The 22739-nt window shown below is 59.8% G+C and carries 22 protein-coding genes and 1 pseudogene; 7 read left to right on the forward strand and 16 right to left on the reverse strand.

The features are described 5' to 3' along the window. Positions 1 to 64: 64 nt before the first annotated feature. A complete protein-coding gene (locus PV375_RS07355) occupies positions 65 to 601 on the reverse strand; it encodes a hypothetical protein (RefSeq protein ID WP_332106762.1) in 537 nt (178 codons plus the stop codon). A gap of 601 nt (positions 602 to 1202) precedes the next feature. Between PV375_RS07355 and PV375_RS07360 the strand changes: the two genes are divergently transcribed. Then, on the forward strand, positions 1203 to 1442 hold the full coding sequence (locus PV375_RS07360) for a hypothetical protein (RefSeq protein WP_332106763.1): 240 nt from the start codon (positions 1203 to 1205) through the stop codon (positions 1440 to 1442). A 140-nt stretch (positions 1443 to 1582) separates the two neighbouring features. Beyond that, positions 1583 to 2894, forward strand: a pseudogene (locus PV375_RS07365) (ISL3 family transposase). 721 nt (positions 2895 to 3615) lie between these two features. Here PV375_RS07365 and PV375_RS07370 read toward each other — a convergent pair. Both PV375_RS07370 and PV375_RS07375 read right to left on the reverse strand, forming a co-directional pair. Further along, positions 3616 to 4029 (reverse strand): hypothetical protein, encoded by a 414-nt coding sequence (locus PV375_RS07370; protein WP_332106764.1) that lies wholly within the window; start codon positions 4027 to 4029, stop codon positions 3616 to 3618. Beyond that, positions 4029 to 5243, reverse strand: a complete 1215-nt coding sequence (locus PV375_RS07375) for a YcaO-like family protein (RefSeq protein ID WP_332106765.1) — start codon at positions 5241 to 5243, stop codon at positions 4029 to 4031. The genes PV375_RS07370 and PV375_RS07375 overlap by 1 nt, the downstream gene beginning before the upstream one ends. 284 nt (positions 5244 to 5527) lie before the next feature. On the opposite strand from PV375_RS07375, the gene PV375_RS07380 reads away from it, so the two are divergent. Next, on the forward strand, positions 5528 to 6808 hold the full coding sequence (locus tag PV375_RS07380) for an MFS transporter (protein WP_332106766.1): 1281 nt from the start codon (positions 5528 to 5530) through the stop codon (positions 6806 to 6808). A 47-nt stretch (positions 6809 to 6855) separates the two neighbouring features. On the opposite strand, the gene PV375_RS07385 is transcribed toward PV375_RS07380, so the two are convergent. Then, positions 6856 to 7254 carry a hypothetical protein gene (locus PV375_RS07385; RefSeq protein WP_230972840.1) on the reverse strand — a complete coding sequence of 133 codons (399 nt, stop codon included), beginning with the start codon at positions 7252 to 7254 and terminating at the stop codon, positions 6856 to 6858. A 125-nt stretch (positions 7255 to 7379) separates the two neighbouring features. Between PV375_RS07385 and PV375_RS07390 the strand changes: the two genes are divergently transcribed. Further along, positions 7380 to 8042 carry a SatD family protein gene (locus tag PV375_RS07390; protein WP_332106767.1) on the forward strand — a complete coding sequence of 221 codons (663 nt, stop codon included), beginning with the start codon at positions 7380 to 7382 and terminating at the stop codon, positions 8040 to 8042. Between the two features lie 5 nt (positions 8043 to 8047). Here PV375_RS07390 and PV375_RS07395 read toward each other — a convergent pair whose 3' ends face one another. The 4 genes from PV375_RS07395 to PV375_RS07410 form a co-directional block, all read right to left on the reverse strand. Beyond that, on the reverse strand, positions 8048 to 9337 hold the full coding sequence (locus tag PV375_RS07395; protein ID WP_332106768.1) for a dihydrolipoamide acetyltransferase family protein: 1290 nt from the start codon (positions 9335 to 9337) through the stop codon (positions 8048 to 8050). 16 nt (positions 9338 to 9353) lie between these two features. Further along, positions 9354 to 10337, reverse strand: coding sequence for an alpha-ketoacid dehydrogenase subunit beta (locus tag PV375_RS07400; protein ID WP_332106769.1), 984 nt, complete (start codon positions 10335 to 10337; stop codon positions 9354 to 9356). Beyond that, positions 10334 to 11467 carry a thiamine pyrophosphate-dependent dehydrogenase E1 component subunit alpha gene (locus PV375_RS07405; RefSeq protein ID WP_230972841.1) on the reverse strand — a complete coding sequence of 378 codons (1134 nt, stop codon included), beginning with the start codon at positions 11465 to 11467 and terminating at the stop codon, positions 10334 to 10336. The genes PV375_RS07400 and PV375_RS07405 overlap by 4 nt, the downstream gene beginning before the upstream one ends. Positions 11468 to 11597: 130 nt before the next feature. Continuing rightward, the gene (locus PV375_RS07410; RefSeq protein ID WP_332106770.1) at positions 11598 to 12701 is read right to left on the reverse strand and encodes a histidinol-phosphate transaminase; all 1104 of its coding nucleotides are present in this window, start codon (positions 12699 to 12701) and stop codon (positions 11598 to 11600) included. A gap of 65 nt (positions 12702 to 12766) precedes the next feature. Here PV375_RS07410 and PV375_RS07415 point away from each other — a divergent pair, with 65 nt between their 5' ends. Next, complete coding sequence (locus PV375_RS07415) at positions 12767 to 13162, forward strand: phage holin family protein (protein WP_332106771.1); 396 nt, start codon at positions 12767 to 12769, stop codon at positions 13160 to 13162. Position 13163: 1 nt separating this feature from the next. On the opposite strand, the gene PV375_RS07420 is transcribed toward PV375_RS07415, so the two are convergent. Both PV375_RS07420 and PV375_RS07425 read right to left on the reverse strand, forming a co-directional pair. Further along, positions 13164 to 14621: a hypothetical protein gene (locus PV375_RS07420; RefSeq protein ID WP_332106772.1), complete on the reverse strand. Its 1458-nt coding sequence runs from the start codon at positions 14619 to 14621 to the stop codon at positions 13164 to 13166. Then, a complete protein-coding gene (locus tag PV375_RS07425) occupies positions 14618 to 14923 on the reverse strand; it encodes a hypothetical protein (RefSeq protein WP_201613732.1) in 306 nt (101 codons plus the stop codon). The genes PV375_RS07420 and PV375_RS07425 overlap by 4 nt, the downstream gene beginning before the upstream one ends. 147 nt (positions 14924 to 15070) lie before the next feature. Between PV375_RS07425 and PV375_RS07430 the strand changes: the two genes are divergently transcribed. Together PV375_RS07430 and purB are read left to right on the forward strand one after the other, a co-directional pair. Next, positions 15071 to 15598 (forward strand): low molecular weight protein-tyrosine-phosphatase, encoded by a 528-nt coding sequence (locus PV375_RS07430; protein WP_332106773.1) that lies wholly within the window; start codon positions 15071 to 15073, stop codon positions 15596 to 15598. A gap of 10 nt (positions 15599 to 15608) precedes the next feature. After that, positions 15609 to 16991 (forward strand): adenylosuccinate lyase, encoded by a 1383-nt coding sequence (purB, locus tag PV375_RS07435; protein ID WP_332106774.1) that lies wholly within the window; start codon positions 15609 to 15611, stop codon positions 16989 to 16991. 88 nt (positions 16992 to 17079) lie between these two features. Here the strand turns inward: purB and PV375_RS07440 are convergent, their stop codons facing one another. The 6 genes from PV375_RS07440 to serA all read right to left on the reverse strand — a co-directional run bounded on the left by PV375_RS07440 (position 17080) and on the right by serA (position 22722). Next, the gene (locus tag PV375_RS07440) at positions 17080 to 17442 is read right to left on the reverse strand and encodes a hypothetical protein (RefSeq protein WP_201521043.1); all 363 of its coding nucleotides are present in this window, start codon (positions 17440 to 17442) and stop codon (positions 17080 to 17082) included. Then, positions 17439 to 18119, reverse strand: a complete 681-nt coding sequence (locus PV375_RS07445) for an HdeD family acid-resistance protein (RefSeq protein WP_201518074.1) — start codon at positions 18117 to 18119, stop codon at positions 17439 to 17441. Before PV375_RS07445 ends, PV375_RS07440 begins: the two co-directional genes overlap by 4 nt. A gap of 148 nt (positions 18120 to 18267) precedes the next feature. Then, positions 18268 to 19338 (reverse strand): hypothetical protein, encoded by a 1071-nt coding sequence (locus tag PV375_RS07450; protein WP_332106775.1) that lies wholly within the window; start codon positions 19336 to 19338, stop codon positions 18268 to 18270. Between the two features lie 143 nt (positions 19339 to 19481). Next, positions 19482 to 20750 carry a ferrochelatase gene (locus PV375_RS07455; RefSeq protein WP_442903940.1) on the reverse strand — a complete coding sequence of 423 codons (1269 nt, stop codon included), beginning with the start codon at positions 20748 to 20750 and terminating at the stop codon, positions 19482 to 19484. Beyond that, positions 20751 to 21458, reverse strand: a complete 708-nt coding sequence (gene hemQ, locus PV375_RS07460; RefSeq protein ID WP_332106776.1) for a hydrogen peroxide-dependent heme synthase — start codon at positions 21456 to 21458, stop codon at positions 20751 to 20753. Between the two features lie 52 nt (positions 21459 to 21510). After that, entirely contained in the window at positions 21511 to 22722 is a 1212-nt protein-coding gene (gene serA, locus PV375_RS07465; protein WP_332106777.1) for a phosphoglycerate dehydrogenase, read from the reverse strand. Positions 22723 to 22739 lie beyond the last annotated feature (17 nt).

The raw sequence follows: 22739 nt of genomic DNA on the forward strand, positions 1-22739 counted from the left end.
GGCGGGAGTTCATGCAGCCAACTGCGGACGACTTCAAAAAATGTATCCGGAGGCACCAAACTGTTCAATCAATAGGCGAACCGACTTGAGAAGCTACACCATTATTAAGAAATAACAGTACGCGATGAGCCGAAGGAAAGCGGCGTCGGATTAACGATTCCGCATTTTCGACTGCTCCAGTAAAGAAATTGGGTTCTACGAGACTCGGCGATGAGGATTCACTCTCTTCATCAAATACGCAAGCAGCGAAATTGCTGGGATTAACAACGCACCGAGAGGGAGGAATCGGCCCGCATCCGTCTTCCCAAAGCACACCATACGCGTCTCGCCCGAGATATCCCATTGGCTCAGCGAACTCCGATGCAGCAATCTCCGCATCAACCAACCTCGCCTTACGCAACCCTGGCCTTGGCAGAACGAAAGACTGCCCAACCAACCCACCTACCCGCTTGTCCCAAAACAAATAATTAAGCGCTGGCCTTTCTCCGGATATTTCAACCCAGGTCACCCGCAGTTCTGGACAGTAAAATTCACGCCCTATAATGAATGGGTACATCCACAGAAGGTGCCGGTCAAGGTGTTCAACATCATATTCTTCCATGACGAATCGGATGTTTGAGCTTGTCACATCTACACCTCTCCCTTAATGCAACGAATCGTATACTTCCTGCTCTGTTAATGGTTGATATCCCGCTACTTCAATAGTGACACTCTCGCCACCCCCAGAGGCTAGCCCTGTCCCCTCATCGGAATCCGCGTAGAAAGGTACGAGAGGAAGCCCTCGGGCCGCTGCGTAGACCTGTTCGTACACCCATGAATCGCATTTTAGTCGTTTATCTCCGTCAGGATAATTGCAGTACATGGTTTGCAGACCGAGCGCGTCTACCGGCTTGGGGAACTTATGGCCATACCACTCCGATCGAGCGTCCTGGATAGCGATTCCCTTAATCTGCACACGCTCAACTTCAGTGCACGTATTCCCACTACACTTGAATCGCTGACTATATCCTAATAATACAGCAGTAGTGCCCTGCACTTGAACACTATCTGAATTCAGTATCCATCGGATCGATTCTATATCTGATCATCCATGTCGATGCCGTGCCTTATCATAACCAAACCCCGCTTCGGGCCTACCATCGAGACTTGCGTCGTAATAGCCACGGTGAACGGGAATGACGCGCAGCCTTACCTTTGGATTATTGACCATCAACATTCTATCCGTCATTGGATATCCCTCTGGTGGCCGTGCGAAGGACTCACTAGCTCAAGCAGTCCCAGTACCCGTTGATGTTGCCATGATGAACAATACCAGCAAGACGGAAACAATCCATGCCACTCTATTGCTTTTAGTTACATTGACCACAGTCATCTACACCTCACCTTTGAGTTTGTTCATAACTGTAGTGAAAATAGAACCCTGCTTAGTTAATAGTGAATGACGAGCTGCCGAACACTAGGGGCTCTTCGCAATTGAGGGTGTAGCGGGCGGGTGAACTGTGGAGGCGCGTCGTTACCTGGATAGGGGTCGAGGCCTTTCGAGGATGGAAGTTCTCACACTCACCATCCGAAAGACCGCGACATGTCCAACGCTACCCTCCTCACCCCTGACTTGACCACGTTCTGCCGTCTGGACGAGCTCGGTTTGGAAGTAACGGGCCAACACCTCCAACCGGATCTCACGATCCTCGAATGCCGTGTTGTCGAACCCGATCAGTGATGCCGACGCTGTGGCGGTCAAGGTTCGCGCCGTGACACCGTCGTTCGCCGCCTGGCGCACGAACCGTTGGGTTGGCTGCCCACCGTGCTACAGGTCCGGGTCCGCCGCTACCGGTGCCATGAGTGCGGGCATGCGTGGCGCCAGGACACGAGCAAGGCAGCCGAACCACGCTCGAAGCTCTCTCGCCGGGCGCTGCGGTGGGCGCTGGTCGGGCTCGTCACCCAGCACCTGACCGTTGGCCGTGTCGCCGATGCCCTGGCCGTGTCCTCGAACACCGCGAACACGGCGGTGCTGGCGGAAGGTCAGCGTGTTCTGATCAATGACCCCGCCCGGCTCAACGGCGTGCGCGTTGTCGGGGTAGACGAGCATATGTGGCGGCATACGCGTCGTGGCGACAAATGCGTTACCGTCATCATCGATCTGACCGGCCCGCACACCGGTACCGGTCCCGCCCGATTGTTGGACATGGTCCAGGGCCGCACGAAGCAAGCATTCAAGCGGTGGCTCGAGGCCCGTCCGAAAGCCTGGCGCGATGGTGTCGAGGTTGTCGCCATGGACGGCTTCGCCGGCTACAAGACCGCAACGCTCGAGGAATTGCCTGAAGCGGTTCCGGTTCTTGATCCATTTCACGTAGTCCGGTTAGGCAGTGAGGCGTTGGACGAGTGCCGTCGCCGCGTGCAACAAGAGCTTTGCGGTCGCCGTGGCCGTAAGACCGATCCGCTCTACCGCGCCCGCCGCACCCTGCTCACCGGGCACAGGTTGCTCACACCCAGCCAGCAAGAACGCCTCGAGGAGCTGTTCTCGAACGAAGTGCACGTCGAGGTGGAAGCCACCTGGGGCATCTACCAACGCATGATCGCCGCTTACCGCGATCCCGACCGTGCCCGCGGCCGAGAAACGATGCGCGCTGTGATCAGTTCCATCGGCGGCCGTGTCCCCGCCGCGCTCAAGGAGGTCCGTAGTCTTGGTCGCACGCTAACCAAACGCGCCGCTGACGTGCTCGCCTATTTTTCGACAGCCCGGCACCAGTAACGGGCCAACTGAAGCGATCAACGGTCGACTGGAACACCTGCGCGGTAATGCTCTGGGTTTCCGAAACCTGACCAACTACATCGCCCGATCACTCCTCGAAAGCGGTGGGTTCAGAAACCAACTACACCCTCAATTGCGATGAGCCGTTAATCTATTTTAAATACATCCCACTTGCGGCCAGAGTACGAACAATGAAAGGAAGGCGTGCGCTTCTCGGGCCCACACCTCGAGACCACCTCGAAGCATCTTCGCGACCACACATAGCCACCCGACAACAACTGCTTCGTGTTACGCCGGTCCAGCTGAGATCAAATGATAGTTATCGAGGGTCCTGATGTCTCGATTGAGTTCACGAGCACCCGCCTCACTTATCCCAGATATAGTGGGAATCGCTTGCGAGAACCATTCAATGAAAGCCCTCCATTCGCTGTCAATCCACTCATTTCCTAATTGAAGTAGCACGTTGCTAAGAAAGCGCGCCCGGAATGCCATAATATTACCGCGATATTCAAAATCAGAATCCTCTGCAGCAAGAACCTTGTAGAACGTAGAGAGATGCGTATACACATGAGCAGCCACAATTGAACGATCTATATCCCAATTCCACGTCCCCCTACCAGTACGCCACCATGGGATATCAATGAACTCAGGTGACTCCGGGACACTAACTCGCTTAAAAGAGCGGAAGATTCGGAATGATTTACTGTGAGCGGCCTCGTGGAGAAGGCACTCCGCCAAGGCTATGACCTGCTTCCGTCGTTCTTTGTTGTGGGAAATCAATGACGAACTAAGTACTACTGCTCCGCCGATGTTATCGAAGGTGGCACTATTAACCATTTCGGTTTGCATGTCATAGACCCGGGTCACAAAAGGCTTTGTCGAGTCCCAAATATCAGGAATAGCCCGGACGAGAACCTGCCTGCATCGCGAATGAAGTCTTGAAACTGACGGGATGGCACTTGAACACCGACATTCTGATCGAGTTCTACGATTAGCGCGTCCTTGAGTTCCTCCTTCAAGAGCGAGTCGGCCGAGTGACTGCGATCAAACCACCTACAAGTTTCCCCTGGATGTCCTGGAACATGCGCAGTCAGCAGTCCTGGGGCCGGTTCGGGAATGATCCCTGTCCGGCACGCTTCCCAGACGTAGTTGTCGAGTAATGGGTGCACGGCGTAGCGCACCGCTTCCTCATTCGCCCCCGCCGCAATGAAAAGATGTGCCGCTTTGTCAGCAATCAGGTCTGCCTCACCAAAGGGACCGCTAGCAAGAATAGACATTACTCGATTTCCTTTGCAGTGAGTATTTTTACTAGGCCAGGATTCGCGAGCCTTCCAGTCGGAACTATTGGCCTACCGAATACCAGTTCAGCGAAGCGTTCTAGTTGAGGCGTTAATACCTGAATCACTACCACACTCGACGTTTCGAATATCACTCGGCGAAGGCAGTCAATTCCGTTCTCCTGAAGCTGTCTTGAAGGATCCTGAGGGCGGCCGGCTTCCTGTAATGCCAGATCCATTATGTGGACTCGCCCTGCGCCCTGAGGACGCATAGGTATCGCCAAACGGCGCAGCACTGGATATCTGTCCAGGTTGCTTAGAGATACTCCGCCTTCATCCAGGAAGGTGATGCCCTTCTGATCAGCGACAAGCTCTTGGTGTGATTCAGTTAATGCCCGCAAAAGCGCTACCATCGGGTTTGAGCTACAACCAATGCCAGTCAATATTGAGCCAGAGGGTGCGCGCAACCAGACATAGATTACAGTCGAAGCAATTGAAGGCAACTTAACAATCGCAATATCACTGGCGCCAGAATTCTTTAAAATCCGGATAACATTAGTTGCGGGAGCAAACCCTTCAACTGAAATATCAATTGGGGCGCATGAACTTATAACAGGTGAGAGCATGAACGCCGAGAGGGCATCATGCTCGATTAGCTCATTCAATGCATGAATTTGTGCGTCTGCAACCGTGTGCCCTGCTGCATACCCCTTGGTCGTGCAAGTGCGATCCAAGTACAACAAATCGAAATCCTGGTCTAAAATCTGATATCCAAAGTCCGCAGCCACCGCAGGATAAAGAACCCGCTCCCCCGTGGTCACGTTCTCAAATTCGACTGTTGGTTGAGGTCGAGTTCGTCGCTTTGACGCGGCAAATCTATAGCGAAGGTCACTCTCTTCAAGTTGAGAAGAGTTGAGGGTACGCGAGACAACAGGTGAGGTTTGATTGGGAAGAGAATATGTCGCCGCACCATGCTCAAACGCCTCGAACAACCCGCTTGCCCAAGCTTGAATCCCCAGTCCTTTACCCGTGGACTGTGATACCTTCGTTTCTTCAAACCACAGTGAGGTAGGGACCACGTGGCTCTTGAACAGTGCCTCGTTCGCCGGAGGTGGCGGCTGCACGACGCGTAGTCCAAGTCGGTTCGCTTCACGTCGCGCTGCATTCCAGGCGACATTTGCGCTGATGAATCGGTCGCCGTCGAGGAATTCCATGGAAACCAAGCGAGGCGCGGTAAGGTCCGCGCCTCGAGTTTGGTTCACTTGTCTGATGCCTCTGCCGCAAAAGCGAAGAACTCGTCCTCCGCGGTTTTTGCCTGTTCTGGCGCAGCTGAATTAAGTTTTCCGCTATTAGTCTTTCCTTTTCCTACTGGTCCGCCCCTCTTATCAGATGTTGTATTTAATGCCGACGGTCCTACCGTCGCAATGAGACTACGGTTTGGTCCTGTGCAGGCCCTAAGGGGAGCGCGCTTAGATCCTCCGTCCGTTAATGTGTCCCTGTGAGTTCTTCGTCCATTCCCGCACGCACGCTGACGCATGCTCGCCGCTGGATGACCGCAGGACTTGTTGTCTCCATCTTGGGTACACGACTGATCGAAGGCGGCTCAGATGGTCTCGTCGCTCTAGGCCTTCTTCCAGTCGTGTGGGTAGCTGTCTTGACCACCGCCGGTGAGTTGATCTCATTCGCGTCTCCTGTGATGGCCAGTTTCTTCGCCCGGTTCAGTCCCGCGGGTGTTCTCATCGCCTCCGACTTGCTAGAGGCCGTTGTCAGTGCAGTGGCGTTCATCATCATCCTGGTTGCCCCGTCGCTATTGGTCCCCGTGCTTATTGTTTATCTGCTCATCTCGGTAGTGTTCCCAGCGATTACCGATGTGGTCGAGGAGTTTTACGGCCAACAGCTCGCCCAGGCAGACCCTGATGAAGCCATGACCTTTAACGCGTCGATCTACTCGATCCTCGCGTTCATCGGAATCGTCTTCGCCATGCCGCTAGGTAGTGTCTTGGCTGGTGTATCAATTCACGTGCTGCTGGCCGCAAACATGACCTTGTCCGCAGCCGGCACACTGCTTCGCTTCGTAAGTTCACGAACAGTGGTTACGCTCCCGCCAGTAGAACAGGATGCTGAGGACTTCGCAGTCTTCGGAAAACGTATGGCATTCAAGCCGTTTATGAAAGATCTGGTTACGACTGGCGTAGCCTCGCCGCTGTTCAGCTTTCTCACTGCGACGGGAGCCACAGTGGGTGGAATCTATGTCTACTTGGCGGGGGCAGCCTCCTCAGACATGCCACCCACCGATGCACTCGGGCTCACCGTAGCTGCCTTTGGTGTTGGCGCAACCATCGGCCCCTGGATAGCAAAGGCACTCTCTAAACTCGGAGATCTCTCCCGTACTGTTTCCAGACTCCTTTGGATGACGGTTGTCTTTCTTCTCGCCTTGAGCATCGCTTTCGCGACCGCAAATGGCCAAATCTCATGGTGGATCGGTATTGTCTACGCACTTTTCATTGGTTTCCTCGCCCGGATGCGGGCAGTCCTCACAACGACGTTGCGTCAGCGTAGCTTTCGAGGCTCACGGTTTGGGCGCATCATGAGCTGGTCTTTCGCCGCGACTGCTCTCGGCACTAGCGTCGGAAGCTGGTTGGCAATCGTCGTGAATGCCACTGAATTCCCCCAAGTCGCAGTGTTCATTTACGCGCTCTTCCTTGTGGCCGCGGCACTCTTGGCTATGCAAACACACAAGAACACGGATTGTTACGCCGCAGCTGGGCGCAAGGTTTGATTTAACGCGATCAGCAATAAGTTACGGTGTCCATCAGCCAACCACCGCTACCAAAGCCGGATCAACCAGTAGGCCAGCCCCGCACATCCGGCAGCCCACAGCATGCTGAGCATCGTGCCAATGATGAACAGCTCACCGATGCGCGGGCTCGCCTGTGCGTGCAGTTCTGGGTAACGGCCGAGGCCCTTGACCGCGACGATCATCGCCAACCCGGCGGGGAACCCGGCCATGAGCGTGCTGTAGGTCGCCACGCGTTCAAGCATGCCAATCCAACGCCCGCCGGGAAGCACACGCTGCGGCTCAAGCAAGCGATCATCATCCTGTTTTGGTGTGGGCTGGTCAATCTTGGCAAGAAGCCAGCCGATGAGCGGATTGGCCGCCACTGCGATCACAGCGAATAGCGCCACGATAAGGGCTTTCAATACCTGACTGAGCAGTGGGTCCACACGCAAATGCTAACGAGCGATACCGACAACACTGGCCACCGCTCGGTGAACGAACATCGCCGCTTGCCCGAGGAGCTCGCTTCTCCACAGCAGTTCGGTGAAGCTATTATCTTCATATGGAGCAAATGAAGGTCAAGAACCCGGTCGACCTATCGCATCCAACCCCGTGCGTGGCGCTGCTCGCCGACCAGGTCGGCTCGCGGGATAGCAATCGAGCCCAAAGCCACACCGCAATTCTTAACACCCTCCCGCACATCAATCAGCAGGTACCGAGCCTCGATGCGCTCCGCGTCACCGTGGGCGATGAGCTTCAGGGCGTCTACCCCACCCTCGGCCAAGCACTCGAGGCGAGCTACCGACTCCGGCTCGAACTGGCCGGAACCGTCGACCTGCGCATCGGATTGGGCCGTGGCGAGGTGGTCGAAATTGACACCGAGCACGGCATCCAAGACGGCTCAGCCTGGTACGCCGCCCGCGATGCCATCGGCCAGGTCGCATCCATTGCCCAAACCCGCGGCTACCGAGCCGTGCGCACCGCACTGGTTAATGCCGACGCAGATGAACCCGAGTCCCCGCTCATCACCCCCGCGCTGCAGCTCATCGACTCTGCGCTCGGGCGACTGCGGACCGGAGCCGCGCAATCACTGCTCGCACTCATCGACGGCCACGACAACCAGTCGGCCGCCGAAGCCGCCGGCATCTCGCCATCCGCCAACTCGCAGCGCATCGACAATAACGACCTGCGCATCCTCGCCGACGCGATCCGCGCCGTCATCGCACTGCCATAACGCAGCTAATCGAGCAGCAGCGCCGGCTCTTCAACGATCTTCGCCACATCCGCCAAAAAGCGTGAGGCCACATCGCCGTCAACAAGCCGGTGATCGAAGGATGCGGTCAGCGTCGTCACCTGCCGCACCCGCACCTCATCATCCACCACCCAGGGCTTGGGCCGCACGGTACCGAATGCCAGGATGCCCACCTCACCGGGGTTAAGAATCGGGGTGCCCGAATCCATCCCAAACACCCCAATGTTGGTGATCGTGAACGTGCCGCCCTGCTGGTCGGCCGGTGTGGTCTTCCCCTCACGAGCCGTCATGGTGAGCTCCTGCAGCGACTGCGCCAGCTCACGCATCGACATCGACTGCGCCTCTTTAATATTCGGCACGATCAACCCGCGCGGGGTCGCCGCCGCAATCCCGAGGTTCACATAGTGCTTAATGGTGTATTCGCTGTCGGTCCAGGTCGCGTTCGTGGTGGGGTTGCGGCGAATCGCCCACATCACGGCCCTCGCAACGATCAGCAGCGGCGAAACCTTCACATCCGCATAGTCGGGTGAGGCTTTCAACCGCTTGACGAACTCCATCGTGCGCGTGGCGTCAACGTCCACAAAAAGCGTCACATGCGGGGCGGTGAACATCGACTTCACCATGTTTTGCGCGATCATCTTGCGCACGCCCTCAACCGGGTGGCGCTCCTCACGAACATCGCTCCACTCGGGAGTCTCAATATTCGCGAACATGCGCGCCTGCTCGGCGTGCCGAATCACATCTTCACGGGTCACCTCACCCGCGGCACCGGTTGGTTGCACTCGCTCGAGATCCACATCCAGATCGCGTGCCAGCTTCCGAATCGGCGGTTTGGCGATCACCGGGTAGGCGGATGCGGCCGGCACCCGGGCAGCTGCCGGTGCCGACGGTTCTGGTGCGGCAGCGGGTGCTTTCGGTGCGGCTGCGCGACGCTCGGCGGCGCTACCGCGGCGACGGCCACGCCGCGAGCGCGAACCGCCGCCGCTGCCATAGCCCACAAGATTGGCGCCCTCGCCGTCGCCTTTCGCTGCCTGGCCGGGTTCTTCACGCATCCGCAAAATGGCGGTGCCAACCTCAACCAGGTCGCCTTCGGCCACCAGCAGATCACCAATCACTCCGGCAAACGGGCTTGGCAGTTCAACGAGCGACTTGGCGGTTTCAATCTCAACGAGCACGTCATTCACCGCAACCGTGTCGCCCGCGGCCACCCGCCACGACACGATCGTGGCCTCGGTGAGTCCCTCACCGACATCCGGCAGTTCGTACAGCTGACTCATCCTGGGATCCTCCGGTTTAGTATTCGAGCGCTCGGTCGACGGCATCGAGGATGCGGTCGGGGTCGGGCAGATAGGCGTCACCCAGGCGGGCCGGCGGGAACGGCACATCGTAGGCGTTCACTCGCAGCACCGGCGCTTCGAGCGTGTAAAAGCAGTGTTCGGTGATGGTGGCCGCCACCTCGCTGGCGAACGACACGTGGCCGGGGGCCTCCTGCGCGATTACGGCGCGGCCGGTGCGGCGCACCGACTCAAAAATCGGTTCCCAATCCACCGCCGAGAGCCCGCGAATATCGAGCACCTCAATGTCGACGCCCTCTTCGGCTGCGAGCTGTGCGGCCTCGAGGTTCATGGCGGTCTGTGCGCCCCAGCCGATCAGGGTGATGGCGCTGCCATTTTTTGCCACCCGCGTCGCCTCCATGTCGCCGGCGGGGGCAGCGAAGTCGACCTCGCCCTTGTGCCAGTATCGGCCCTTGGGTTCGAGGAACACCACCGGGTCATCACACTCAATTGCCTGGCGCAGCAGCCAATAGCCGTCGTTGGGGTTTGACGGGGCAATCACGCGCAGGCCGCCGGTGTGCGCAAAGTAGGCTTCGGGGCTTTCTTGGTGGTGCTCGACCGCGCCGATGTGGCCGCCATAGGGCAGCCGAATCACCACGGGAAATTTCACCGCGCCCTCGGTGCGGGCATGGAATTTCGCCAGCTGCGAGGTGATCTGGTCAAAACCGGGGTAGACGAAACCATCGAACTGGATCTCACACACTGGTCGGTAGCCGCGCATCGCCAGGCCGATCGCCGTGCCGATAATTCCCGATTCGGCAAGCGGAGTGTCGAGCACGCGGTTCTCACCAAAGTCGCGCTGCAGGTTTTCGGTGACGCGGAACACGCCGCCGAGTTTGCCGATGTCTTCGCCCATCAGCATGACGCGCTCGTCGGCACTCATCGCGTCGCGCAGCGCACGGTTGAGGGCGCGTGCCATGGGCAGGGTCTCAACGGTCGTCATTCGGAATACTCCTCGCTCAGCGAGGCTTCGAAATCGAGGTAGTCGAGGCGTTGCTGTTCAATCGCCGAGTGCGGTTCGGCGTAGGCGTGGGCAAACATTTCGATGGGATCGGGATCGGGAAGTTCGAGGATGCGGCGGCGAATATCGCTCGCAAAATCGCTGGCGGCTTCGTCAACCTCGGTGATCTCGGTGGCGGCCACACCGGCCGCGCGCAAATACCGTTCGAGGCGGTCGATTGGGTCGAGCGCGCGCCAGTGCGATTCTTCATCGCCGCTGCGGTATTTAGTGGGGTCGTCGCTGGTGGTGTGGGCGCCCATGCGGTAGGTGAACGCTTCGATGAACGCTGGCCCCTCACCGGCGCGGGCGCGGTCGAGGTGGTGCTGGGTGACAGCCCAGCTGGCCATCACATCATTACCGTCAACCTGCACCCCGGGCATCCCGAACCCATCGGCACGGCGATACAGCGGGGTGCGTGATTGCACTCGCACCGGCACCGAAATTGCCCACTGGTTGTTTTGCAGGAAAAACACCTGCGGGGTCTGCTGGCTGCTCGCAAACACGAGCGCCTCATTGAGGTCACCCTGGCTGGTGGCGCCGTCGCCGAAGTAGACGATGGTTGCCTCATCGCGCTCGGGGTCGCCGGTGCCGCAGGCGCCGTCGAAGCGTTGCCCCATCGCGTAGCCGGTTGCGTGCAGCGCCTGCGAGGCGATCACCAGCACATAGTTGCGGAAGTTGTTTTGCTCGGCTGGATCCCAGCCCCCGTTGGTGACGCCGCGCAGCAGTCGCAGCACGTGAAAAAGATCGAGACCACGCACGTGCGCAACCGCATGTTCGCGATACGACGGGAAAATCGCATCCTGTGGCCGTGTTGCCAGCGCCGAACCCACCTGCGCGGCCTCCTGCCCCTCGCAGGGCACAAAAAGTGCGAGCTGGCTCTGCCGCTGCAGGTTCGTGGCCTCGCGGTCGAAAGCCCGCGCGAACTTCATGTGTCGCAGCGCGGTGAACCAAAAGGCATCGTCTACCGCACTCAAGCGTTCCGCATAGGGCTCGGCAGCGGCGCTCGGCTCCAGCTTCCCATCGGGCGAAAGGATGCGCACGGTCTGTGTCGCATCGAATTCAACTGGCTGCAATAGATTCACCCTCCTGGCCACTCGTCACGGGAAAGTCTATGAACGCGTGACACACAAATGCTAGCGCCGAACCACAAGTAAGCAGCGTGATTTATTCACGGAACCTACAAGATGGGCGCGGGCTACGGCGTTATTCGGCCTCGGCTTCTTCGCGACGCAGGTAGGGGTAGCGTTCGAGAGCGCGGGCACAGGCCGCCAGCAGTGGCGATGTCGACGCCTCTTCACCGATCGAAACTCGAATGCCGTCGCCGGGGAAGGTGCGCGCGACAATGCCGCCCTGACGCAGGATCTCATCGACCCGCTCGGCGAGCTCACCACACGGCAGCCACACAAAGTTGGCCTGTGATTCGGGAATTGGCCAGCCCTGGTCGATCAGCGCTCGCCGCACCTCGTCGCGTCGCATCGTGATCTCGTTAACGCGGGCGCGCACCGAATCGGCTTCTTGCATCACCGCGAGCGCCGCGGCCTGCGCCTGCGCCGAAACCAGGAACGGAATTGCCGTGGTGTTGAATGCGTTGAGCACGCGCGGGTTACCGAGCAGGTAGCCCACTCGCAGCCCGGCGAGTCCATAGGCTTTTGAGAGTGTGCGCGCAATCACCAGGTTCGGGTAGTCGGCGAGCAGGCGCGTGGCGTTGAGCGCCTCGGTGTCGGTGACGAACTCGATATAGGCCTCATCGGCGATTACCAGCAGGTCACTCGGCACCCGCTCGAGAAAACGCTCAAATTGTTCCTGCCGCGTGTAGGTTCCGGTGGGGTTATTGGGTGAGCACACGATGATGAGCCGGGTGCGGTCGGTGATGGCATCGAGCATGGCGTCGAGGTCGACGCGGCTGTCGCGGTCGAGCGGCACCTGCACCGAGGATGCGCCGGCAACGGTCACCATGCCCGGGTAGGCCTCGAATGAGCGCCAGGGATACATCACCTCATCGCCAGCGCCCGCTGCGGCGAGCACGGCCTGGTAGAGAAGCGATACCGAACCGGCGCCGACCAGCACCTGGTCAGCGGTGAGTCCGTAGTGCTCGGCCAGCGCTTGACGCAGCTTGGTTGCTGCCGCGTCGGGATACCGGTTGAACTCGGTGGCACCCGTTGCTGCGGCGACAACGCTGTCGAGCGGCGCAAAGGGCAGTTCATTGGATGAAAGTTTGAACGAGTTGGCGGGGGCGGGTTGGCCCTGCTTGTAGGCGCGCTGCGCGAGAATTTCGGGACGCAGCTTTACGGGTACGACATCGGACATGGCTTGAGTCTACGCAAGCCAGTCGTGTTCATCTTGTATCCAACTGGGCTTGCAACAATGGCCACATGCGTTTTCTGCTCACCACTGTCCTCAACGCCATCGCCGTGTGGCTCGTCTCGCTACTGCCGGGCATTCACGTAACGCCCTATAAGAGCGACAATGAGCAGTTGGCGCTCGTACTCACCTACATGCTCATCGCCGTGCTGTGGGGTCTGGTGAACTCGGTTATCGGTAGCGTCGTGAAGGTTATTTCGCTGCCGCTGTACTGCCTCACCCTGGGGCTATTCGCCCTGGTGGTGAACGGTCTGCTGTTCTGGATCGTTGCTTGGATTAGCGGTCTGCTCGGCTTCGGTCTTACCATTGATGGGTTCGGCTGGGCCGTGGGTGGCGCCATCCTGCTGTCGCTACTTTCGGCAGTGCTCAACGGCCTGTTCAACCACGAAAAAGACGACCGCCGCTAATTCACGGTTTACGCGTAATCGTGTAGTCGGTTGAACTCACCACCTCGGCACCCTGCAGCGCGGCGAGCGTACGTTCGCGGTGCGCGGCGTTGTATTCTCCCTCGAGCTGGTCGTACTGGTCGGCGGTGAGCTGATACTCGTCAAACATGTGCCCGGCCAGCGGGTTTGATCCGGGCGGGACCCCGCCGGGGTGGGTGTTGCGCACCACAAGTGCCACCTGATTTCGAGGCGGGTCGGGGATGCCCTGCAGCGCGGTGATCGGGTCGTTATTGTGCTCGAGCTGCACCACCGGAATATCTCCAGGAATTTCGTTGCCGTGAGCGGGCGATCCGGCGGTGACCACTGATTGCACCTGCCACTGCCCACTTTCAGCGAGCCGAGTCACCACCAGAGCGCCCTGCGAGTAGCCCGAAAACACCACCTCATCACCCGGCTCAATGCCGGCTTCGGCCATCGCCAGCTCAACCGCCGCAATCGACTGATCGTCATCACCGGCATAGGCCGCGAGATTGCTGAGATTATCAAAAACATTGTCGCCGCCGAGCTCACCCGACGAGGTGCCCGCAACCGACACCAGGTGCACCTCTTTGCCCTGCTGGTTTCGATAGGTGCTGATGCGCACCTGCGCTGATCCGTCTTGCGAGCGTGGAATGTGGTCCACCACCTGCCGCACTGAGCTGGGCGCGGCGCGCGGAGCAGTTCTTTGGGCTCTCACCTGCAGATTTGGCGACCGGTCACCCTGAATAGCTTGCCTTGAACGACCCGCAATATCGCGGGCGTCGCGCAACGGCCCTACCCCGAGAATTGTGAGCAGTGATCCCGCCCCGGCTGCTATCGGCGCGGGGATCACGGTGTCGTAGATGGCATTGTTGGCAATATCATCACTCGAACTCACCAATCCCCGTAAGAACATCACCGTGACGGGGTTCGACAGCAGCGGCCCAAGCTGATCGGTGGCGAGCTCGCCCAATTTGCCAAGCTGCGCTTTCACCTCATCTGGATCGACAACACCGGTGCTGACCAGCACACCGCCACCGGCAAGCACCCCCGCGAGCAATGCCTGCCCGCCAGGATTGGCAAGAAACATCACCAGTGCACCGGCACCAGCCCTCCCCACCCAGGTCAGCAGCTCGGCGCCGGCCACGTACGCGAACTCGGTGATGTTCTCCATCGCATCTACAACAAATTGATCGGCGCTCTCGTACCATTCCCGGGCCTGTACCAGGTGATCACCAACCAGGTCGGCTTTCGAACTAACCAGGTTCAGACCTTCAATCAGCAGCACGCTCTCGAGCGAAGCCAAATAGATCGTGGGTTTGGCCAACACGTGATCGGCAAGCGCCGGATACCAGGCGGCGCTCTCACAATCGCTTGCCAGCCTGCGGAACGATGCGGCCGCCTCATCGAGGCGATCGTTTGCCAGCGCGAATGAATCGCCGCTATACACCACCACTGTCACGGGAACTGCACTCCCTTTTCGAGTTCGAGCACCCAGTCGAGCCCGTCATAGCTGGCGGCAATCAGCGAGCATCCCTCAGCAAGACCCGTCGCCTCGGCGGTGATCACCCCGAGCGCTAGGTCGTAGGCGTATTTCGCAACGGATTGCCAATCGCTGATGTGTGCTCCCGAAACCAGGGGAATCTGCGTGTTGTACAGCTCAGCACGCACCTCGCGAGCCTTGGTCGCGAGCTCTTGCAGCTGCTTGCGCAGCAGCTCGAATTCGTCGAGATTGATATCGGTGATAAGGGCCTGCCTGCTCATATGCCTTCCTGTCCTGCCGTGAATGCGGATGCAGTGATTGTGGCGGCGTTGGCACGGGCACGCTGGTGCCGGTGTGGTCTCGGTGGATAACTGGATTTCCACAGCCACCCCGAACTATGCGACCGCCGAATGGGTAACAATAGAAATATGGCGCCCGTGGACCATTCACCGATCTTTCGGCTGACATTTGTGTGCACCGGCAATATCTGCCGCTCACCAATGGCCGAGGCAATCACCCGATCGCTCGCGCGCGAGCACGGTTTTGAACGTGACCTCGAAATCACTTCGGCTGGCACTGGCGAATGGCACGTTGGCGAGCAGGCCGATCCCCGCACCCGCGCGGCCCTCGCACGCGCCGGCTACGAGGTGCCCAACCACCGCGCCAAACAGTTCGACCCGGCCACCTTCGAAAACTACGACCTCATCGTCACCTTCGACCGCGGCCAGCGCCGCATCCTGCGCGCCTGGGCAGAAAATGAGGCGCAGCGGATGCTGATTCACCCGCTGTGTGAATTCGACCCGCTCAGCAACGCGGCGGGCGAGGTGCCCGATCCCTACTATGGGAATGACGAGCTATTCGACCGCGTTCTCGAGCAGATCGAGCGCGCCTGTAAGAATCTGCTCACCCAGATTGAACCCGCAGTTCGCGCCGCCCGCCGCGAAACGAACAGATGAATGGATGCGCATGAGCCCCCTGCCAGACCAGTACCTCAGCCCCCTCGACAATCGCTATTTTGCCGCGGTGGCACCGATCGGTGAGCACCTCAGCGAGGCCGCCCTCAACCGCGCCCGGGTGAAGGTCGAGATCGAGTGGCTCATCCAGCTCACCGACCTGCGCATGTTTGGTACCGAACCACTGTCGGCCGAACAGCAGCAGGCGTTGCGCCAGGTGGTTGCCGATTTTGATCAGCGAGCAATCGACGAGCTCGCCGAGATCGAAGCGGTCACAAAGCACGACGTGAAGGCCGTCGAATATTACGTTCGGGCGCGGCTCGACGAACTCGGCCTCAACTCGATTGCCGAACTGACCCACTTTGGCTGCACTTCAGAAGACATCAACAACACCGCCTACGCGATCACCATCCGGGATGCGATCGAACAGGTTTGGCTGCCCGCGGCCACCGCGCTCGTCGACCAGATCGGCGCGCTCGCCGTTGCCGAGCGTGCCCAGCCGATGCTTTCGCTCACGCACGGTCAGCCGGCAACCCCCACCACCCTCGGCAAAGAGCTGGCGGTGGTGGCCTATCGCCTGCGTCGCCAGCTGCGGCGCATTGAATCGCAAGAGTATCTGGGCAAGTGGGCCGGTGCCACCGGTAATTTTGCCGCGCATCTGGTTTCGAGCCCCGAAACCGATTGGGAGTCGGTGGCCGAGCAGTTCACCGGCCGCCTTGGCCTGGTGTGGAACCCGCTGACCACACAGATTGAGTCGCACGATTGGCAGGCTGAACTTTACGGTGCCATCAGCCATTTCAACCGCATCCTGCACAATTTTTGCTCGGATGTGTGGCTGTACATCATGCGCGGTGTGTTCAAACAGATTCCGGCTCCGGGCGCGACCGGTTCGTCGACTATGCCGCACAAAATCAATCCGATCCGCTTCGAAAACGCCGAATCGAACCTCGAAATGTCGTGTGCCGTGCTCGACTCGCTCGCACAGACTCTCGTCACTTCGCGGATGCAGCGTGACCTCACCGATTCGTCATCGCAGCGCAATATCGGCGTCGGTTTTGGTCACTCACTGCTGGCCATCTCGAACGTGGCCAAGGGCCTGGATGCACTGGCGGTGAACTCTGACCGTCTCGCCGAGGAGCTCGACGGTAATTGGGAGGTGCTGGCCGAGGCCATTCAGACCGTTATTCGTGCCGAGAAGGTGGCCGGCCGCTCCAGCATCGACGACCCGTACGCGGTGCTGAAAGAGCTCACCCGCGGTCACTCGGTTGGCCGTGACGAATTAATCGCGTTCGTTGATGGTCTCGATATTTCGGATGCGGCAAAGCAGCAGCTGCGTGAGCTCACTCCCGCAAGCTACACGGGTCGTTCGAACGAGCTCGTCGACCGGCTGCGCTAGCAGTGACGTTCGAATAATCCCACTGAATAAACCGGCCGGGTATCAGCGCTCAACGCTGGCACCCGGCCGGTTTTCGTTGGCAACTCGACTAGTCGTCGGTGTCTGGTTCTTCGCGCGGCAGCTTTTTGCCGAGCGCATCGGGGTCGACCTTGAGTGCGGCCTGCTGCGCACCGGGTTCGCCCGAGTCGTAAAGATCTCGGTCGAGATATACCGGCACATCCGGGTTTGGTTTGTAGCCGAGCAGCAGCAGCGCGATCACCACGAGAGCGAGCACCGCAACGCCGGCACCGAGCACGAGGGCGGCAACCACATTTTTGAGGGTAAAAATCACCAGCAGGGCCACGAACAGGCCCATGCCAATTGAGATCGCGAGCACCTCAAACGGTTTCATCAGCGCCTTACGCTGCGCCTTGTCTGTGTTATCGGCCTGACTCGAGTTGTTTTTGGTCACTCCGCTGCAACCTCCTGTTGCGTGGATTCTACCGCCGCCGCTTTCCGCTGCGCCTGGTAGAGGGTAATGGCTTCGATCACGAGGAGCACACCGAGCACCGCGAGGTAGGCACCAACGAGCCCCACGGCCTGCACGGATGCGGTCAGCGAACCTTCGATGTGTTCCAGGCCGCCGTAGGGTGCATCCAGTTCTGGTGGCACAAAGGCGACGATCACGCCCAGCAGCAGGGTCAGCGCACCCGAAATCACAATTTCGCCCGCATACATTGCCTGTTTGCGGGTGAACGGCACCCCGATCAATTCGACGATGCCGGTGACGATACCCCAGATGGCGATGGTCAGAATGAACGCGCGCACGGTGGCCCAGTCGTGTCCGCCGGTGGCCATGAACAGTGAGAATCCGCCGGTAAGTGCGGTGATGATCGAGCGAGTGAAGACCAGCGGCCGCAGTGGGTGGCCCTTGATACCGATCGCTTCAAACCCAACAATCACGCCCGACCACAGCGCCACCGCGCCAAAGACAGAAAACCCGAAACGCGGCGAGTGATCTGGCGTAAAGGCGATCACGAGGGCACCGACGATCGCGGGCAGGGCTCGCAACAGCATCGACAGCCAGAGCTTGTCGGGTAGGTTGCGAATTCGATGGTCGCGGCTCACTGCCTCTTTAAACCCACTCATGAGCACTTCCTCCGATCTACGGCTAAGTCTATCGTCCACCCGATGCCACAGTCGTCTCGGCCGGTAAGCAGGATGCACACGGCTAGGTTGCGGGAAAAGCGTGGCACCGACGCCCCTAAGGCGTCGGTGCCACTTCAAATACTGTGCCCTACGGCTTCAGTGTGAACTCAATCTTTTCGGCCGCACTCTGGAAATCTGACTGCGACATCGTTCCGCTGCTGCACATACCCGCGAACATCATCATGTGATCACTTTCGGGGAAGGTGTGGACGGCCGCATAGGCTTCGGAGATGCCACTGAAATTACCCGAGAACTTCACCAGCAGGAATTCGACCTGCTCGCCGTTCGAGTCGGTGTAGGTGGCAGTGCCGAGGTCGTCGGCCTTACCGTTTGGGTCACCCATGGCGCTCAGGGCCGCGCCCATCTGGCCACGCATTTGGTCGGTGCTGACGCCACTGGCGCTGTCGGGCATAACCTGCGCCATGATCAGGCACGAGCCGTCGCTCGACATGGCGCTCATCATGTGCGGGTCACTACCCGCGTCGTACGGGGTGAAGTCACTACCGCCATAGCCTTCGATGCTGATGTCGCTGACGCCGGCGCGCGAGCTCAGGCTGTAGTCGCCACCGCCGCCGTTATCGTCGTCACCGTTATCGGTGTCGTCACCATTATCGCCGCCGCCATTATCGGTGTCGTCACCATTATCACCGCCGCCATTATCGGTGCCGCCGTTCCCACCGCCACCGGTGTCACTCGCCGGCTCCTCGGCGGTGTTCGACCCGTTGTCGCCGTTGTTCATCAGCGCCATAACACCAAAAACACCACCGACAACGAGCGCCACAGCGGCTACCGCGGCAACAATCCACACCCAGGGCGCGACACCCTTTTTCTCGGGTTCGGGCTGCCCGCCACCGTAGCCGTTTCCGGCACCTGCCGGCGGGTACTGGTCGCCATAACCGCCGCCATACTGGTCGCCGTAGCCGTCGCCGTACTGACCGCCGTCGTAACCATAGTTGTCGTAACCGGCCTGTTCGCCGCCATAGACCTGCTGGGCATCCTGGCCACCGTACTGGCCGTATCCCTGCTGGTCACCGCCCTGCGAATAGGAGGCGTAGTCATTACCGCCGGCCTGCTGACCATACTGACCATGCTGGTCACCGCCCGGGTAGTTCGGGTCGTAGTTACCCTGCCCTCCGGCAGGCGGATACTGATTCGACATGCTTCCCTCCGCGTTGATGATGTTGCGGCTATCTTCGCACGCCTCGAGACTGCAGTCATTTTTTAGCGGGTAATTTCACGCCAGAGGATGACCAACAGTCCCGAAGCAGTGCAATGACCTCGGGATGATTCGAGGTGCGCTCGCTAGGGCTGCAGACCGGCGATCGCGGGACGGAAACCCAACCTGGTGTTTTCACAGCAGCCGGCCCGGCACACGTCATACCACGGACCAATGCCGGTACAGGCGGGACGATCTGCCTTCGGAGTACCGTCCAGCCGTTCTTCAACCAGATCGGCCAGGCCACTCACGAAAGCTGGATGTACGCCGGGGGTCGGGGTGCGTCGGAACGCCAGCTGCGCATCCGCCGCGCTCTGACGCGCCTCATTATCGAGATCCCAAAGCACTTCCATGTGGTCGCTCACAAAGCCGATCGGCACCACGATCACGGCGCGCTTCCCCGCAGCCGGCAGGCCCTCGATCACATCGTTAATGTCGGGCTCGAGCCAGGGCTGGCTCGGCGGACCCGAACGCGATTGGTACACCAGCTGCCAGCTCAGCGGGGTGCCTCGCAGGCCCTCCTCGACGCTTGTCACAACAGCGCGCGATACCTCGAGGTGCTGCGCGGCGTAGGCACCACCAGCACCAAAGTCGCGGCTGTCGGGACCCGATTGCTCCGCATCCGCTGTCGGGATCGAGTGGGTCGTAAACAGCACCTCAATATCGTCTGGTTGCAGCTCGGGAAGTTCGGCCAGGATGCTGTCGATCGCCTCGCGCAAGCCCAACTCGAAAGGCTTCACAAAACCCGGGTGGTCAAAAAATTGGCGCACCTTATCGATTTCGACCTCGCCATTCAGCTGCAACGCCTCGAGAGCGTCGGCGTAGTCTTCGCGGTACTGCCGGCATGACGAATACGATGCGTATGCGCTGGTGGCGATGGCCAGCAGTCGCTTCGCACCCGCTTCGTGCGCGTCGTTCAGCGCATCAACAATGTAGGGATGCCAGTTGCGGTTTCCCCAGTACACGGGCAGCTGGTGACCGCGCCGCTCAAGCTCGGCCGCGAGCGCATCGCGCAGCTGCCGGTTCTGGTCGTTGATGGGGCTCACCCCGCCGTGCGTGCGATAGTGCACTGCGACCTCTTCGAGCCGCTCATCCGGAATGCCGCGACCCGCGGTCACATTGCGCAGGAACGGAATAACATCCTCCTGCGCCTCGGGCCCACCGAACGAGGTGAGCAGGATGCCGTCGTAGTCAACTCCCGTTTTCACCCAGGCACTACCGTCGCGAGCAGGCTCGGTGGCTGCCGAAACCACCGCCCCCGGGCACAGCGGCGCATCCGTTGCCGGTGCTGGCTTACGTCCGAGCGGTGACTGCGATGAATCCGAGTTGTTGCGTCCGAGATTTTGGGCTGCCAACTAGGCACCCGCCCCGTGTCGAAGCACCGCACCGAGCTCGTTCGCTGCAATACGGCGACCCGCATAGAAGGGCGTCTCGTGACGCACGTGGCGACGCGCCTCGGTGTAGCGCAGATCACGCATCATATCGACGATCTCGTACAACTCATCCGATTCAAATGCGAGCATCCACTCGTAGTCGCTGATCGCAAACGCCGCCACAGTGTTGGCGAGCACCGATTTGAACTTGCTGCCGCGCATCCCGTGATCGCGCAGCATCTCGCTACGGTCGGCCTCGTCGAGCAGGTACCAGTCATACGAGCGCACGAACGGGTAGATGCTGATCCACTTTTTCGGCTCTTTGCCGTACATGAACGCCGGCATGTGTCGCTCATTGAACTCGGCGGCACGGTGGACACCGAATACGTTCCAGGTGGTTTCGAGCTGTGCGAACAGCGCGGTCATCCGGATGCGACGAATCGCGGCCTGCAGCGCCTCGGGGTCATCGCCGTGCAGCCACAGCAGCACATCGCCGTCATGCCGGAATCCCGACACATCGTAAAGACCACGAACCGTAACACCATTCGCAGTCACCTCGGCCACCGCAGCCTCGACGGCGGCGGTTGCGCCCGCCAGATCGTCAATATCCGGCGCCGATACCGGCCGACGGAAAACGGTGTAACTGGTGTACTGCGTGAGATTGCCAGAAGGCTGCATCGTTTCTGCCATGCCTCCAGCTTAGTCGGCAGTACCTCAAACCGGCCCGAGGTACGATGCGAATCTAGCGGCGGTCGGCACCACCGAGCACCGTCAGGCGCATCGTGGCCTCGAGATCGCGAAGCTGGTCGATCACTTCGCTGGGCACACCATTCGAGCACTCGGTAACGGCGTAACCGATGCTGCCGCTGGTGGCCAGCTGCTGACTGTCAATATTTGTCCCGGCGGCACCCAGCAGCGTGTTCACGCGAGCGAGCACATTCGGTTCGTTACGGTGCAGGTGCAACAAACGCACACCGTCGCTGACCGGAGCCAGTTGAATCTCGGGGAGATTCACCGACATATAAGTCGAACCCGAGCTGAGGTAGTCGCGGAATTTACCGGCAACAAAACGACCGATACCCTCCTGCGCCTCGGCGGTAGAACCACCGATATGCGGGGTCAGGATCACATTGTCGAGCCCGCGCAGCACCGACTCAAACGGGTCGCCCATCTTCTTCGGTTCGTTCGGGAACACATCAACCGCAGCACCGGCAATGTGGCCCGATTCGATCGCCTCGCGCAGCGCCTCGTGGTCGACCACATGACCACGCGACAGGTTGATGAGCAGCGAGCGCGGACGCATCATGGCGATAGTTTCGCGATCGAAAAGGTTGGCGTTTTCGGGGCGCCCGTCCACGTGAATCGAGACGGTTTCGACGGTCTCCAAAAGCTCTTCGAGGGTGCGGCAGCGCACGGCATTACCGATGGCCATCCGGTCGACCACATCGTAGAAGTACACGTGCATCCCCAGCGCTTCGGCGAGCACCGACAGCTGCGACCCAACATTGCCGTAACCCACAATGCCCAGCGTGCGGCCGCGAACCTCATGCGACCCCTTCGCGGTTTTGTTCCACACACCGTCGTGCATCATGCGGTTGTGGTCGCCGAGGTGACGGGCCATCGCGATGATCTCACCAATGGCGAGCTCAACCACCGAGCGCGTGTTCGAGTAGGGAGCGTTAAACACCACCACCGAGTGTTCGGCAGCGGCTTCGAGGTCGATCTGGTTGGTGCCGATCGAGAAGGCACCTGCGGCAATCAGCTGCGGATGAGCTTCAAGCACTCGCCGCGTGAGCCGGGTCTTTGAACGAATACCGAGCAGCTGCACACCGTCGAGGGCGGCAATGAGCTCGTCCTCGTCGAGGGCGCCCTTACGGGTTTCAACCTCGATTCCTTCGCCTTCAAGAATTCGGGTCGCGTCGGGGTGAATGTTCTCGAGAAGCAGTGCCTTCATGCTCCTTATCTTACGAC

The sequence above is a fragment of the Gulosibacter sp. GYB002 genome (assembly GCF_036577665.1).
Lineage (GTDB): Bacteria > Actinomycetota > Actinomycetes > Actinomycetales > Microbacteriaceae > Gulosibacter > Gulosibacter hominis.

What these genes read in the sequence shown, in the direction of transcription:
- PV375_RS07355 (WP_332106762.1), bottom strand. Translation starts at nt 601, where the DNA reads ATGGAAGAATATGATGTTGAACACCTTGACCGGCACCTTCTGTGGATG.
- PV375_RS07370 (WP_332106764.1), bottom strand. Translation starts at nt 4,029, where the DNA reads ATGTCTATTCTTGCTAGCGGTCCCTTTGGTGAGGCAGACCTGATTGCT.
- PV375_RS07375 (WP_332106765.1), bottom strand. Translation starts at nt 5,243, where the DNA reads ATGGAATTCCTCGACGGCGACCGATTCATCAGCGCAAATGTCGCCTGG.
- PV375_RS07390 (WP_332106767.1), top strand. Translation starts at nt 7,380, where the DNA reads ATGAAGGTCAAGAACCCGGTCGACCTATCGCATCCAACCCCGTGCGTG.
- PV375_RS07395 (WP_332106768.1), bottom strand. Translation starts at nt 9,337, where the DNA reads ATGAGTCAGCTGTACGAACTGCCGGATGTCGGTGAGGGACTCACCGAG.
- PV375_RS07400 (WP_332106769.1), bottom strand. Translation starts at nt 10,337, where the DNA reads ATGACGACCGTTGAGACCCTGCCCATGGCACGCGCCCTCAACCGTGCG.
- PV375_RS07410 (WP_332106770.1), bottom strand. Translation starts at nt 12,701, where the DNA reads ATGTCCGATGTCGTACCCGTAAAGCTGCGTCCCGAAATTCTCGCGCAG.
- PV375_RS07415 (WP_332106771.1), top strand. Translation starts at nt 12,767, where the DNA reads ATGCGTTTTCTGCTCACCACTGTCCTCAACGCCATCGCCGTGTGGCTC.
- PV375_RS07425 (WP_201613732.1), bottom strand. Translation starts at nt 14,923, where the DNA reads ATGAGCAGGCAGGCCCTTATCACCGATATCAATCTCGACGAATTCGAG.
- PV375_RS07430 (WP_332106773.1), top strand. Translation starts at nt 15,071, where the DNA reads ATGGCGCCCGTGGACCATTCACCGATCTTTCGGCTGACATTTGTGTGC.
- purB (WP_332106774.1), top strand. Translation starts at nt 15,609, where the DNA reads ATGAGCCCCCTGCCAGACCAGTACCTCAGCCCCCTCGACAATCGCTAT.
- PV375_RS07445 (WP_201518074.1), bottom strand. Translation starts at nt 18,119, where the DNA reads ATGAGTGGGTTTAAAGAGGCAGTGAGCCGCGACCATCGAATTCGCAAC.
- PV375_RS07450 (WP_332106775.1), bottom strand. Translation starts at nt 19,338, where the DNA reads ATGTCGAATCAGTATCCGCCTGCCGGAGGGCAGGGTAACTACGACCCG.
- hemQ (WP_332106776.1), bottom strand. Translation starts at nt 21,458, where the DNA reads ATGGCAGAAACGATGCAGCCTTCTGGCAATCTCACGCAGTACACCAGT.
- serA (WP_332106777.1), bottom strand. Translation starts at nt 22,722, where the DNA reads ATGAAGGCACTGCTTCTCGAGAACATTCACCCCGACGCGACCCGAATT.